At 35.2% G+C, this 14,921-nt stretch carries 15 protein-coding genes; 6 read left to right on the forward strand and 9 right to left on the reverse strand.

Features of this window, described 5'->3' with window-relative positions:
* Window position 1 precedes the first annotated feature (1 nt).
* Window positions 2-793, forward strand: a complete 792-nt coding sequence (locus BLT57_RS11110; RefSeq protein WP_091425715.1) for an SDR family oxidoreductase — start codon at window positions 2-4, stop codon at window positions 791-793.
* Window positions 794-795: 2 nt separating this feature from the next.
* Here BLT57_RS11110 and BLT57_RS11115 read toward each other — a convergent pair whose 3' ends face one another.
* The 6 genes from BLT57_RS11115 to menD form a co-directional block, all read right to left on the reverse strand.
* Window positions 796-1,473, reverse strand: coding sequence for a metal-dependent hydrolase (locus BLT57_RS11115; RefSeq protein WP_091425716.1), 678 nt, complete (start codon window positions 1,471-1,473; stop codon window positions 796-798).
* 185 nt (window positions 1,474-1,658) lie between these two features.
* Window positions 1,659-2,564 (reverse strand): 1,4-dihydroxy-2-naphthoate octaprenyltransferase, encoded by a 906-nt coding sequence (gene menA, locus BLT57_RS11120; RefSeq protein WP_091425718.1) that lies wholly within the window; start codon window positions 2,562-2,564, stop codon window positions 1,659-1,661.
* Between the two features lie 15 nt (window positions 2,565-2,579).
* Entirely contained in the window at window positions 2,580-3,419 is an 840-nt protein-coding gene (locus BLT57_RS11125; protein WP_091425720.1) for a 1,4-dihydroxy-2-naphthoyl-CoA synthase, read from the reverse strand.
* 95 nt (window positions 3,420-3,514) lie between these two features.
* On the reverse strand, window positions 3,515-4,351 hold the full coding sequence (locus BLT57_RS11130; protein WP_091425722.1) for a S1 RNA-binding domain-containing protein: 837 nt from the start codon (window positions 4,349-4,351) through the stop codon (window positions 3,515-3,517).
* A 159-nt stretch (window positions 4,352-4,510) separates the two neighbouring features.
* Window positions 4,511-4,849 carry a DUF2853 family protein gene (locus BLT57_RS11135; protein WP_091425724.1) on the reverse strand — a complete coding sequence of 113 codons (339 nt, stop codon included), beginning with the start codon at window positions 4,847-4,849 and terminating at the stop codon, window positions 4,511-4,513.
* A gap of 83 nt (window positions 4,850-4,932) precedes the next feature.
* Complete coding sequence (gene menD, locus BLT57_RS11140; protein WP_091425725.1) at window positions 4,933-6,693, reverse strand: 2-succinyl-5-enolpyruvyl-6-hydroxy-3-cyclohexene-1-carboxylate synthase; 1,761 nt, start codon at window positions 6,691-6,693, stop codon at window positions 4,933-4,935.
* 96 nt (window positions 6,694-6,789) lie between these two features.
* Between menD and BLT57_RS11145 the strand changes: the two genes are divergently transcribed.
* Window positions 6,790-10,032, forward strand: a complete 3,243-nt coding sequence (locus BLT57_RS11145) for a S41 family peptidase (RefSeq protein ID WP_091425727.1) — start codon at window positions 6,790-6,792, stop codon at window positions 10,030-10,032.
* Window positions 10,033-10,046: 14 nt separating this feature from the next.
* Entirely contained in the window at window positions 10,047-10,397 is a 351-nt protein-coding gene (locus BLT57_RS11150) for a ribose-5-phosphate isomerase (protein WP_091425729.1), read from the forward strand.
* Here the strand turns inward: BLT57_RS11150 and BLT57_RS11155 are convergent.
* A complete protein-coding gene (locus tag BLT57_RS11155) occupies window positions 10,394-11,512 on the reverse strand; it encodes a chorismate-binding protein (RefSeq protein WP_091425731.1) in 1,119 nt (372 codons plus the stop codon). The genes BLT57_RS11150 and BLT57_RS11155 overlap by 4 nt on opposite strands.
* Window positions 11,513-11,515: 3 nt before the next feature.
* Entirely contained in the window at window positions 11,516-11,941 is a 426-nt protein-coding gene (locus BLT57_RS11160) for a PaaI family thioesterase (RefSeq protein ID WP_091425732.1), read from the reverse strand.
* A 40-nt stretch (window positions 11,942-11,981) separates the two neighbouring features.
* On the opposite strand from BLT57_RS11160, the gene BLT57_RS11165 reads away from it, so the two are divergent.
* Both BLT57_RS11165 and BLT57_RS11170 read left to right on the forward strand, forming a co-directional pair.
* On the forward strand, window positions 11,982-12,617 hold the full coding sequence (locus BLT57_RS11165) for an alpha/beta hydrolase (RefSeq protein WP_091425734.1): 636 nt from the start codon (window positions 11,982-11,984) through the stop codon (window positions 12,615-12,617).
* A 4-nt stretch (window positions 12,618-12,621) separates the two neighbouring features.
* Entirely contained in the window at window positions 12,622-13,194 is a 573-nt protein-coding gene (locus tag BLT57_RS11170; RefSeq protein ID WP_091426769.1) for a GNAT family N-acetyltransferase, read from the forward strand.
* 44 nt (window positions 13,195-13,238) lie between these two features.
* Here the strand turns inward: BLT57_RS11170 and BLT57_RS11175 are convergent, their stop codons facing one another.
* Complete coding sequence (locus BLT57_RS11175; protein WP_091425736.1) at window positions 13,239-14,186, reverse strand: nitronate monooxygenase family protein; 948 nt, start codon at window positions 14,184-14,186, stop codon at window positions 13,239-13,241.
* A gap of 185 nt (window positions 14,187-14,371) precedes the next feature.
* Between BLT57_RS11175 and BLT57_RS11180 the strand changes: the two genes are divergently transcribed.
* Window positions 14,372-14,872: a nicotinate-nucleotide adenylyltransferase gene (locus BLT57_RS11180; RefSeq protein WP_091425737.1), complete on the forward strand. Its 501-nt coding sequence runs from the start codon at window positions 14,372-14,374 to the stop codon at window positions 14,870-14,872.
* Window positions 14,873-14,921 lie beyond the last annotated feature (49 nt).

Consider the following 14,921-nt stretch of genomic DNA (forward strand, 5'->3'; position numbering starts at 1 on the left):
TATGACATTTGATGATAAAGTTATTTGGATTACAGGTGCCTCAAGTGGTATAGGTAAAAGTCTCGCTATTGCCCTATCAGAATATAACTGTAAACTCATTTTATCTGCTCGACGTGTCATAGAATTGGAAAAGGTTAAAGTATTGTGCAGGCGTCCTGATCAAGTCTTCGCACTTCCTTTAGACTTAGAAGACGTACATGCTATGAAAACCATTACTGCCACTGCGATTTCTACCTTCGGAACTATTGATGTTCTCGTTAATAACGGAGGAATAAGTCAACGCTCTCCAATCATTGATACGACTATTGAAGTGGACAAAAAACTTATGGATATTGATTATCTGGGCACAGTTGCACTATCCAAAGCATTGTTGCCTCATTTTGTGGCACAGCAAAGCGGTCATTATGTTGTGGTTTCAAGTTTGATGGGAAAATTCAGTTCTCCTTTGCGCTCAGCATATTGCGGCGCCAAACATGCGCTGCATGGTTTTTTTGATGCCTTACGTATGGAGCACGATAAGGACAATATCATGGTCACTATGATATGTCCAGGATTTGTCAATACTAATGTCGCCAGAAATGCTTTAACTGCTGATGGCAGCCAGCAAGGTTACCAAGATGAAATGACAGAAAACGGACTCGATGTTGATTTATTTGTCAAAAAAATGATAAAAGCCATACGCAAAGGAAAGTATGAGGCTTACATTGGTAAGTTTGAAGCTTTTGGTGTCTATGTGAAACGACTCTCGCCACGTTTACTGCATTGGCTAGTGTCGAGGAGTAAGGTTAGATGATTTTACAACTCAATGCTTTCACCAATTTCCAATAACATCAAATCCTTATCCTTATCAAAAAATTTACGTTTAGCAGCTTCATGATCAATTTCGATATAGCCAAAAGTATCATAGTGGTAGCCTAATACTTTATCACATTGGATAAAGTCACTGGCATGAATGGCTTCTTCAATTCCCATGGTAAAATTGTCTCCAATTGGTAGTATGGCTAAATCAAGTGTAGTGAACAATGGAATAAGTTTCATATCCATTGTAAGGGCAGTATCGCCCGCGATGTAAATGTTTTTATGTTCACCTTCAATCACAAACCCTCCTGGCTGACCTCCATAGCTACCATCAGGAAAAGACGACGTATGAATGGCATTCACATATTTTACAGTACCAAATTCAAAATCCCATTGTCCTCCATGATTCATAGGGTGGTTTTCGATACCCAGTTTGTCATAATGGGTCGCTATTTCAAAATTAGATACCACGACTGCCCCTGTGCGTTTTGCAATGGCTTCTACATCAAGAATATGATCTTGATGTGCATGAGTGACCAAAATATAATCGGCTTTTAAATTGCTAATGTCAATATGAGCAGCTTTCGGATTACCAGAAATAAAGGGATCTACAAGAATGTTAATATCTTCTATTTTAAGTCCTAAACAGGCGTGGCCGTAAAAAGTGATTTGCATGGTTGGTATTATTTTAGTTGAAGCTCTAAAGTACGAAAAAACTCAGACAGATTTGAGAAATATGTCTGAGTTTTAAAGCCCCAAATTTTATTGCCAACAGAATAGCAATTCGTGCCGACCTACAAAATTTCTAGCTTAAATATACGAATTAAATAATTGATTTACAAACTTTTATGTTAAAAATATTATAAAATGTAGCCGAGTCCTAAAAGGATGGATAATACAAACGTTGTCAATGCTAACACTTTTAATTGCGGATCAAATTCTTGAGGTGTGGTCGCTTTTATTATTGTATTGAGATGAATAAGCAATGGAATATATGCCACATAGAAGAGTAAGTTATAAAAACTAGAAAAATATAATATCGAAAATATAAACGAAATGAGTATCGCTAAAACGATAAGTGTGATATGATACTGCTTTGCTTTTTTCTTTCCTAGTTTAACAGCTAAAGTTTGTTTTCCAGCTATAATATCAGAATCGATATCTCTCATGTTATTCAGATTAAGAACGCCAACGCTTAATAAACCTAAAGTGATTGCCGGAAGGATGACATGATGATCCACTTGTTTCGTATAAAGGAAGTAACTACCAATAACGCCCAACAATCCGAAAAATAAAAACACAAATACATCTCCTAAACCTTTATACCCATAAGGTGAGCTGCCTACCGTATAATTAATTGCTGCATAAATAGATAATCCTGATAAGGCAAAAAACAATAAGGCATATAGAAAATACTTACTTCCAAAGGATACAAAAATCAAGCCTACTGTTAAAATAATCACCACAAGGATGTTTATTTTAATTCCATCAAACATTTCTTCTGGAGTAATAGCTCCACTTTGAATGGCACGCTCTGGGCCTATTCTATCTTCATTGTCGGTTCCTCTTACGCCATCACCGTAATCATTAGCTAAATTAGAAAGCACTTGTAAACTTATAGTCAATAACATGGCAAAAGCCATAATCATCCCATCAAATTTGCCATTAAAATGGGCGAAACAAGAGCCAATAATGATTCCCGAAATAGATAGTGGTAAGGTACGAAGCCTAAAAGCTGAAATCCAAGGCTTTATATTTTTAAGCATAACGGTGTGTTAAGTTTATGGAATCCACTTTTTATCAAAGTTAGGCTTTCGTTTTTCTAAAAAAGCATCTCGCCCTTCTTTCGCTTCGTCGGTCATGTATGCGAGACGAGTTGCTTCACCAGCAAACACTTGTTGCCCAACCATCCCGTCATCGGTAAGGTTCATAGCAAATTTCAACATTTTAATTGAGGTGGGTGATTTCGCTAAAATCTCTTGTGCCCAATCATATGCGGTATCTTCTAACTCATTATGAGGGATTACAGCATTAACCATTCCCATTTCAAAAGCCTCTTGAGCTGAATAGTTTCTTCCAAGGAAAAAGATTTCACGTGCGCGCTTTTGTCCAACCATCTTTGCTAAATACGCCGAACCATAACCTCCATCAAAACTTGTGACATCAGCATCGGTTTGTTTAAAAATAGCATGTTCTTGGCTGGCTAAGGTTAAATCACAAACTACATGAAGACTATGACCACCTCCTACTGCCCACCCAGGTACTACTGCTATGACGGCTTTTGGCATAAAACGAATTAATCGTTGTACTTCTAGAATATTCAAACGATGATATCCATCATCACCTACATAACCTTGATGTCCTCGTGCTTTTTGATCTCCTCCTGAACAAAAACTCCAAATACCATCCTTAGTTGATGGTCCTTCAGCTGAAAGTAACACAACACCAATATTGACGTCTTCATTAGCGTTATAAAGGGCGTCGTAAAGTTCACTGGTTGTTTTTGGGCGAAATGCATTTCTAACATTTGGACGATTAAAAGCAATTCTTGCCACGCCATTGCACTTCTTATAAGTTATGTCATCATAGGTTTTTGCAGTTACCCATTCGGCTTTTTTCATAGTCAAAAATATTTTATGCAAAAATACTGCTTTTATATCTAATACGTCAATCCAAAACGTTGATTAAAACCATAGTATATCTAAAGACTCGCTAACTAGTTTGCCAGTCTAATACCGTCCGCCTCAATAACGATTAGACGCTGCTTATATAAGGTGCCTATAGCTTTTTTAAACGTTTTTTTACTCATCTGTAATTCGCGTTTTATAGCTTCTGGATTCGACTTGTCATTGAGTGGTAAAAATCCATCAGAACTGTCTTCCAAATACTGCATCACAATATCTGCGTTAGGCTCAATTTTACGATAGCCTATTTTACCTAAAACAATGTCTAGTTTATTATCTGGTCTTACCTTTTTAACGAAACCTTTTAGTCGGTCACCAACACTAATGTCTTTAAAAATATCTTCAGAAAATATCAATCCTAAATGCTCATTATTCACTATTACATTCATTCCCAATTCTGAGGGATGAGACACGATTAAATCGACTTCATCAAACTGCTGTACGGTCAAGTTCGTGTTATCTAAAAACCGATTGGTTTTACTAGACGCTACTAAACGGTCGGTTTCTTCATCCAAATAACAATAAACCAGATACCAACCACCTGCTTTCATTTTAAAAGCTTGTTCTTTAAATGGGCAGAAGAGTTCTTTTACCATTCCCCAATCTAGAAATGCACCATGAGATGTGACTTGATTACATCGTAATAATGCAAAATCGTCACGAACAATATAAGGCTCATCAGTAACTGCAACAGGACGTTCTTCGTTATCTAAATAAACAAAAACCTCAATTTCTTCCCATACTTTAAATGATTCGGGAACATAACGGTTAGGGAGCAAAATTTCATTACCCTCTTTATCGGCCAAATATAATCCTTGATCCGTTTCACGAATGATTTCTAATATATTGTAGTCTCCAATTCTTATCATGCGTCAAAGATATAAAAAGACTTTAAGACCACTTCGTTTTTAGACTTTAGATATCTCATGCTTTAATAACAAATGTCATCCTGATATGATTTTTGAACTAAAAAAGCGTTACAATTCACAAAGAACTGTAACGCTTAATATACTTAGCTAAGATTCAGATTAATACACTGATTCTTTCTTGAAGTGTTTTGTTAATAAATAATAAACAACAGCTCTGTATTTGTTTCGGTTAGATTTTCCGTAGGTTTCAATCACTGCATTAATACCTTTGTCTAAATCCGCGCTATCTTTTAAACCAAGTTTCTTGATTAAAAAATTATTTTTTACTGTTTTCAATTCTGATTCATCCGATCCTGAAACTGTTGCTGAGTCGGCGTTGTAAATTGAAGGTCCGCAACCTATGGTTACTTTAGTCAATAAATCCATATCTGGATTTACTCCACATTTGTCTTTTAAATCTGCAGCATATTTTACTATCAAATCATCTCTTTTACTCATCTTAATACTATTTTACGATTAATAAATTATTGTACTATAAATATAGCTATTAATAAGACACCTAAAAATGAGATTGGTCACATTTATTTGACATAGTTAAAATAATCTAGCAGTATTGTATCATTTGCCGTTCTTGGTGTAAATATTTCAAGAAGTCGTGGGCTTTTAGACGCATTATAAAAGGTTTTTAGACACGTTTCTAATTCTTCCTCATTACGAGCAGTAAGATATTCAAAGTGAAACATCTCACACAATTGCTTTGCTGTTAAATGGTGTGTGGTTTCAAAAAAATAATCAAAATTATCTGTGTTTTTATGGCCTGGTAATATTCTAAATATTCCACCTCCTTCATTATTAATTAGTATAATTCTAAAATTCTTTGGGATGTAGTTATTCCACAAGGCATTGCTGTCATAAAAAAAACTTAAATCTCCAGAAATAAATACTGTTTGTTTATTAGTTGCTGTGGCGCAACCTATGGCTGTTGAAGTACTGCCATCTATACCACTAGTACCGCGATTACAATAAACATCTACTAACGGATTCATATTAAACAATTGCGCATAACGCACTGTAGAACTGTTTCCTAGTTGTACGATAGATTTATTAGGAAAGGTTTTCAATACCCTACTAAATACCTTAAAGTCACTAAATGGAATTTGTTTTACATACTCCAGATGTTTCTTAGTTCGATGCCGTTTTATAGCTGTCCAAGTTTCTAAATATTTACTCTTAGTGACATGTGTGATTTTAGGTAAAAACTCTGATAAGAAATCATTAGGTTTAGCTACAATATGCTTGTCTAAACAGAAAAAAGTATCATTAGCTTTTTTCTCATCAATATGCCAATGGTGTTTTGGTTGATACTCCCTTAAGAAAGCTTTAATTTTTTTTGAAACCACCATACCTCCGAAAGTGATTAATATATCAGGCTGTAATACTTTAAAATCGTCTTCCTCTAAAGGTGCTATAATTTTATCAATACTAGGAAATAAATTCGGATGATGTAAATTTGAAGTTGTCTCTGTAAAGATGATAACACTATCATCATCCACTAATTCTTCCAACCATTGTTGTTCAATCTGATTAGGCTCTAAAACTCCAATAAGAATCATTTTTTTTGTGGCGACATACCATTCATCAATACAGTCTTTTAAATCTACCTGATCAATTTTTGGGATTTTAAAATCTAATTCAACAGACTTAGGGCTTACCGTTAATTCTTCAATACGTTCATAAAGCGGTTCGTCAAATGGCACATTGATATGTACAGGGCCTTTCTTTATACATGATAAATTAAGAGCTTTGTTGATTTCCTCTTCATTAAACGATTGAATATCACGTTGCAGCCCCAAAAAACGCTCAAGTTTATTCTCTAAATTCTTAAATATTGGAAGTTCATCTTTTTCTGAGACCCCATTTTTATCATGAAGATCCAACTTCAAATTGGTCGCAAATAAAATGTGGTTTGCAAATACATCTTTCTGATTAATGGTTTGACCATCACCTATTCCGATTAAATGCTTTGGCCTATCAGCAGACAATACCACCAAAGGAATATCACTAAAGAATGCTTCTGATATTGCTGGGTAATAGTTAAGCAAAGCACTTCCCGAAGTACAGGCAATCACAACTGGTTCTTGAATTTGTTGTGCTATTCCTAAGGCAAAAAATGCCGCGCAGCGTTCATCAACAACACTATAACATTTAAAAAAAGAGTCACTTGTAAATCCTATAGTTAGAGGTGCATTCCTACTTCCTGGAGAAATAACGATGTGTTTGATATTTTTGAGTTTACATAACTGTACGACAGTTTGTGCAAGTGGAATTTTAGAGTGTATCATCAATTAGCAAAGTTATTCAAATTACCTCTCAAATAAAAACATGAATCGATACAATTATTTTATTAACTTCACAGCTCAAAATCAATAATTTAATCCATGAAGCTGATACGTATCCTCCCTCTTATTTTAGCCTTGACTATTTTACAAATAGCCTTTGCTCAAAAAAACGCAAATTTATGGCTTCGAAATACAGCCATTTCACCAAACGGTAGCCAAATAGCATTTACTTATAATGCTGATATCTATGCCGTTTCAGTGGATGGAGGAAAGGCCACACGACTCACTACCAACAGTGCCTATGATACCAAGCCTGTTTGGTCGCATGACGGACAACAAATTGCATTTGCTTCAAATAGACATGGTAATTTTGATGTGTTTGTAATGTCAAAAACAGGAAGCAACGTCAAACGCTTAACTTTTCATTCTGCCGATGATATGCCTACCGACTTTTCACAAAACAATGATGCGGTATGGTTTAATAGCATTCGATTAGATACTAATAAATCCCTGTTATTTCATCGGTTAGGTGAATTATATAGTGCGTCTTTAAACGGCTCAACACCTGAACAGCTTACGAGTTATCCTGCATATGAGGCAAAGAACACTAGTAATGGTGGGATATTATTTGAAGAGATTAAGGGCTATGAAGATGAATGGCGTAAACATCATACATCTTCGGTAACAAGAGATATATGGCTAAAGTCGTCTACGGGTAGCTTCCAGAAACTTTCAAACTTTAAAGGTGAAAATCGTAATGCGGTTTTCGGTTCAGGTGATTCCTTCTATTATTTATCTGAAAAATCAGGAACGTTTAATGTTTATGTATCGAATTTTTCTAATCCGAGTCAATCTACTCAGGTTTCAAATTTCGATATGCATCCTGTTAGGCATCTTTCGGTATCAAATACAGATCTATTATGTTATAGTTTCAACGGAAATGTTTACACGCAAAAGGTAGGTGAACGTCCGAAAAAATTAGCCATCGATGTTGGAGGTGATCAATCATTATTGGACAATGAATTATTATTTGTCAATGGAAATGTCACTGATATGGTGCCTTCTCCAAATGGAAAAGAACTAATTTTTATTCATAGAGGCGACGTCTTTGTAACGTCGGTTGATGGCAGTTTAACACGCCGATTAACTGAAACCCCTGAACAAGAGCGAAGTATTGATATCAGTCCAGATGGCAGGACAATTGTCTATGCAGGTGAACGCAACAACAGCTGGAATCTTTACACTCAAACTATTGCAGAAAAGAATGAAAAATATTTTGTAAATGCGATTGAACTGAAAGAAGAGATCTTATTAGCAGACGCCAAAGAAAGTTTTCAACCTAAATTCTCACCAACAGGAGAAGATATTGCATACTTAGAAGAGCGCACCAAATTGAGAACAATCAATCTAAAAACCAAAAAAGTGACTCAAATTCACGAAGGTGAAAACCATTTCTCTTATGCCGATGGCGATCAACAATTTGAATGGAGTCCTGACGGAAAATGGCTTGCAATTACCTTTTATCCTAATCAATATTGGTTTGGAGAAATAGGCATCTTAAAAGCCGACGGTACTGGATCGTTAGTTAATGTCTCTAAAAGTGGATTTAGTGATTATTCTCCTAAATGGTCATTAGATGGTTCTATGATATATTGGGCATCAGACAGAAATGGGATGCACAGTGTTGCAAAAACAGGTCCGTCACAATCAGATGTGTATGCCGTATTTTTAACTCAAGAAGCTTACGATAAATATCAATTAAATAAAGATGAATTCTCGTTTGTAGTAGACGATAAAGATGATGAAGACAAAAAAGAAGACGATAATGATTCAAAAAATGATAAGAAAAAGAAAGATGAAGATGCTGAAAAAGAGGAGAAAAAATTAAAGCCAATAACTATTGAGTTTGATAATTTACATAAACGCAAGGAAAAGCTCTCTTTATTCTCAACAAGCCTTTCAGATGCATTAATCACTAAAGATGCTAAATCGCTCTTGTATTTAGGTCGAATTGATAATAAAGCTAATTTATGGAAGCTCGATTTACGAACTAAAGAAATTAAATCTTTAGGTACTTATGGTCGCGGTGGATCTATGAGTTTTGGAAAAGATGCCAAGGAAGTTTTTATATTAAGTGGTGGTCGAATTTCAAAAGTTGAAGTAAGTTCGGGTAAGAAAAAACCTGTGGCTATAAAAGATGAAATGTCTTTTAATTTATCTCATGAACGTTTATATCTAATGGATCATGTGTCTCGTCAAGTAAAGAAAAAATTTTTAGATCCTAATTTACATGGAGCGCCATGGGATGAGTTATCTGCCAATTATAAAAAGTTTGTTCCACATTTAAACAACGATTATGATTTTAAAGATATTCTTGGTGAATTATTAGGCGAACTTAATGCTTCGCACACTGGCGCAAGATTTAGGCAAGCAAATGCAAAAGGGGATCAAACGGCTGCCTTAGGAATTTTTATAGACGACAATCATAAGGGGAACGGCTTGAAAATTTTAGAAATAATGGAAGGAAGTCCGTTAATTAATGGCAGTAAGAAAGTCGTATCTGGTGTAATTATTGAAGCCATAGATGGAGAAAGTATTACACCAGATCTTAATTACTTTGCATTACTCAATCGAAAATCGGCGAAAGCAACCATATTATCTTATTACAACCCAGCAACAAATACGAGGTGGAAAGAGCGCGTAAAACCTATTTCTATTGGAGCTGAAAACGAATTACGTTATCAGCGTTGGGTTAAGAAAAATCGTGATCTGGTGCATACGCTTTCTAACAATCAAATTGGATACATGCATATTCGTAATATGAGTGACGGAAGCTTTAGAGAATTTTTAGATGAAGTTATGGGTGAAGAAGTTAATAAAAAAGCCTTAGTTGTTGATACACGTTTTAATGGCGGAGGTGATTTGGTTGATGATATCACGACATTTTTAAGTGGCAAAAAATACATGGAATTCTCAAACGGTGGAAAAGTAGTTGGTATAGAATCACAACGTCGTTGGACGAAGCCGAGTATTATGTTAGTTGGAGAATCTAATTATTCAGATGCACACTGCACTCCTGCTGGTTATAAAGACTTAAAGATTGGAAAATTAGTTGGAATGCCGGTTCCTGGAACCTGCAGTTTTGTATGGTGGGAACGAATTCAAAATGGTATTGTTTTTGGAATTCCAAACATGCAAGTTTTAGATATTGAAGGTGATGTATTAGAAAACAAAGAATTACTTCCAGACATTGAGGTCAAAAACGGATTTGAAAAGATTACCAGTGGACAGGATGAACAAATAGAAGCTGCAGTAAAGGAGTTATTGAAATCTATGGACTAAAAACTTATAAGTTGATGGCCAAAACTCAATATAGCATTTACGTCATAGAATTATCCAAACGGGTTTTTACCGAGAACGCCAAATTTCGTGCTGCGAATCCGCAATTCAATGGTGTATTGCAATGTTTGTATGTTGGTATGACTAGTAAGACTCCGAAAGAGCGATTTGTTCAGCATAAAACAGGATATCGAAATAAAAAAGGCTACAAATTGTCTTCAACTATCGTAGAGAAGTATGGCAGCTATTTACGACCTAGTTTATACAATCATATTGACCCAATGACATCAAGAGCCGATGCATTAAAAATGGAAGAAACACTGGCTTTAGAATTACGCAGACAACGCTATGCGGTTTGGTTTAATTAGTTTTTTAAGACTGATAACATTGTTTGTGCCTTGTTAACTGTTTCCTCCCACTCTTCTATCGCATTCGAGTCTTTAGTAATTCCACCTCCTGTATAAATGAAAGCGTCTTGCTGTTTAAGTTGCATGCAACGTAAATTTACATAGAGATGAGTTGTTAACTTTACCGTTTGGTATGCACTGTTTTCAACATTGCGGCGATTAGTATTTCTTGTCTTAGCGGTTTTAAAATTTAACTCTCCTAAAAATCCGGTATAATACTCCCTATTATAATTTTCGTGAGCTAAAATAAATGCTTGAGACGCTTTAAGAGGCATTCCACAGACGGCAGGTGTTGGATGCAAATGCGTAATAACGTCTTTTAGTGCACCAGGCTGAAACACACCAGAAATCTTCGTTTTTAAATGGAGTAATTGTCCGGCTTTTGCAGTTTGAACTTCACCGGTATCAATACGATCAGTATACGGTTTTAGTGTTTCAGTTATATAATGAGTTACTAATCGCTGTTCTTCTATATTCTTGGCATCCCAAGATACATGCTTCGAATTCGCGTAAGGTTGAGTTCCTGCTAACGCCATGGTATTAAAACGCTGACCTTCAACTGAGAGCAATATTTCTGGCGTAGCACCTAACCATAAACCAATACCTGGGTGATACCATAGATATACAAATGCTGATGGATATGTTTGTAATAAGGATTCAAATAGCTCTATCGGACTTTTATCATCAAGTGAGATCTTTTCAACTCTAGAAAGCACTACTTTTTTAAATCGTTCAGCTTTGATGTCATTAATCCCTTTTTGAATTAATTTGAGATGGGCATCTCTAGTATTTTTATCGAGTTCAAATTCTATCGGTTTAGCGTCAAGGTTTGAGGCCGGTTTAAATTCAGCAGATAAACATTGAGATGTTTCCAAAGGAAAAATAACTATTCTATCCTGTAAGTTAAATGGTGCAAAGACAAATCCACGTTCCTTGAAATCAGTAACCTCATAAACAGTATCATTATTTTGAAGTATCGCATTTATAATTTTCTCATTTGGCTTACGGTAAGCCACAAAGGGCAACTGCGAAAGATACTGTGTTTCAATATGCGAAAAGAACGCTGTCTGAAGCATTACTTATTTATGTTTTGGTAAGGAGATCGTTGAGAGTCGACAAATAGAGATTAAATTATCCTGATCATCGGTAATTCTTATATCCAATAACTGTGTCGTTCGTCCTTTGTGCAAGAAGGTCGCTTTGGCATAGACATAACCATCAGTCACACTCTTAATGTGATTAGCCGTAATTTCTAAACCACGAACAAAATAAATTTCGGTATCGATAAAAATATGTGAGGCAAAACTTCCCACGCTCTCAGCTAAAGCTGCTGTAGCTCCGCCATGCAATACCCCGTCTGGCTGGTGTACTTTTGGAGTCACTGGCATTCTTGCAACTAAGAAATCGTCACCATAATCGACCATCTCAATATTTAAGGTTTCCATTAAGGTATTTTTACTGATCGCATTTGCTTTGACCAGCAAGTCTTCTTTAGATAGTTGCATAGAAAATCTGTATTTTTAAAGTCGATTACAAAAATACGAAATGAATTCAACAGAAAAGGAAATTTATTATACCATTAACAACAGTTATTCCACATTAAACGAATACAGTGAAGACACAAAAAACGTTTGGTTTGTTTGTCATGGTTTGGGGTATTTAAGTCGGTTTTTTATACGTTATTTCAAAGGTTTAAATCCAACGGAAAATTTCATTATTGCACCGCAAGCACAAAGTAAATATTACCTTACTAATGCCTACAAGCATATAGGTGCAAGTTGGCTAACACGAGAGAATACAGCAGAAGAAACGGAAAACATCATGAGGTATTTCGATTCTATTTTTGAAAAAGAGCAGTTATCAAAAGCTCAAAACCTTATTGTTTTGGGGTATTCTCAAGGCGTTAGTGTTGCAATGCGATATCTTGCAAAACGAAAAATTCAATGTTCGCAATTGATACTCCATTCTGGAGGCATTCCAAAAGAACTCACTAGAGACGATTTTAAATTTTTTAAAGGTGAAGTTAAATTAATCTATGGCACGAAAGACGAATACCTTAATGATGCACGTATGGCTCAAGAGACGACTATGGCGAATACGTTGTTTCCAAATAATTTAACTTGTATTCCCTTTGATGGTGCGCATGTTGTCAATGTAAATTTGATTAATCAATTGGTTTGAGATGATGCAGGTTTCTACCCTAGAAAATGAGCGTGTTAAACTATCGCTACTCGATTTAAGTAATTATAAAGAACTCATATCAATAGCTCAGGAAGAAAAACTCATTAAATATTCACCAAGTAAAATTGATACTGAAGCTGATTTGAGAGCTTATGTGCAACTGGCTTTGGACGGTTACTACCACAAGGCCATAATCCCCTATATTGTTTATGATAAAACCTATGCATCATATGCTGGTAGTACGCGTTATGGCCTCATTAATTGGAATCATAAAACATTACATATTGGTTGGACCTGGATTGGACATAGATTTCAAGGAATCGGTCTTAACGCTCAAATAAAATTTTTGATGCTCCAGTATGCTTTTGAAACCTTACATTTTGAAAAAGTAGAATTTAGGATTGACGTTAGAAATATAAAATCTAGAAAAGCTATTGAAAAAATAGGAGCTACTCTAGAAGGTATACTTCGAAAAGACACACTGATGAAAGATGGTTATAGAAGAAATACATGTTGCTATAGTATCTTGAAAGAAGAATGGCCTAAAATTAAACACACTTGTTTTAAAAAACCATGAGATAAAGTTTGTCAAATAGTTTTAGTCATCAATTATTGAAATATCTAATTAATTAAATTTTCAACGATGCGCTTCACTGGCAGTATTTCTTTAGTATGTTCAATACTAGGTCCTGCGACCCAAACCGTTTTATAGGTTGCTTTTTTAGCCGCTTTTTCGGTAGCTTTCATACCAATTGAAAAACGAACCATTTTGACCCATTTTTTAAGTTTTCGGTTTTTATTTAGAACATTTTCTAGCCAAGTCGCTTTAGTTCCAATTTTTTGAACATAAGGCGTATTTATTACCGTACAAGGCGTTCCTGAAATACGCTCTGTCATTATGATGTCATCTGCGCCATAATCTACACAAGCCTGTTTATACTCATCGGTAACACCTGCTTCTTCTGATGCAATAAATGGACTTCCAACACTAACGCCTTCGGCTCCATAACTTAACATATTATCAATATCTGCCTTACACCCTACACCTCCTGCGGAAATAACAGGAATGGATAAATGATTATTTAACTGCTTAATAAGTTCCTTGGGTGATAATTTTCCTCTGTGTCCTCCAGCTTCATTATTCACTGCGATTGCAGCATCAGCTCCCAAACTCTCTACCTTTTGAGCAAATCGTAAATCGGTGACATCACAAAACACTTTTATACCTGCTGCATGGGCTTGATTAATCGTTTCTTCGGGACTCCCTAAAGACGTTATTATAAAATCACAGCCTTCTTCACATAAGACTTCTAATTGACCCATATATTTTAGATTTGATTTGTTAACAATCAAATTAAATCCGAAAGAACCTCCTTCCACCTTATTGGCTTTTAAGGTTCTTATAGCCTCTCGTAACTCATCAAGTGACCTATAATTTAACGCTGGAATGCAACCAGCTATTCCAGATTTCATCGCTTCCGTTACCATTGCCACGTTGGATACCAGAAACATTGGTGCTTGAATTATTGGGTATTTAATATTGAGTAATTGAGTGAGTTTAGTTTGCATATCGGTTGTATGGTATTAAAATCTAACATTGAAATTATGGGTTAGATCATGACAAATATAATAAATATTATGCACGCATAGCAAATGAAGAGCGTGATGACTAAAATTGTTAGATGACTGATATATATCATTTCCGTAATCACTTACATTACATACATTTAACTGTTAATCTTAAAAAAATAATCATGAAAAAAACAATCTTAATCTTACTTGTAGTTGCGATAAGCAATCAAGTATATTCTCAAATTATAAAACTTCCCGAAGTCGTTATTACTGCGGTTAATTATAAGTATTTAAATGCTGTTGACTCTGATAAAAATGCGCTTACTGTTCAAATGTTAGAAGAAAAAGTAGCTATGTTTGATCTTAAGAGTTCTGAATATTACAATGATGAATACGATACACATTACGTATCATTTTATATTCCAGACGGCAAAATTCTCGCTGCTTATGATAAAAACGGAAAGCTTATAAGAACCATTGAGAAATTTAAAAATGTTAAACTACCTGAAAAAGTTCGAGAAGCCATTGCTAAACGTTTTCCGAATTGGACAATGACTAGTGACGTTTACAAAGTAGACTTCCATAAAAACAATGTCGTCGCTAAAAAACAGTACAAGGTGCGTCTTGAAAATGGTGATAAAAGAATGAAAGTAAAGCTTGATGAGAAGGGTAATTTTGAATAACTATCACTTTTCATAATTTCAAGTAGTTGAAAAGTCCAACAATTTAGGT

The sequence above is a fragment of the Formosa sp. Hel1_31_208 genome (genome assembly GCF_900104785.1).
Lineage (GTDB): Bacteria > Bacteroidota > Bacteroidia > Flavobacteriales > Flavobacteriaceae > Psychroserpens.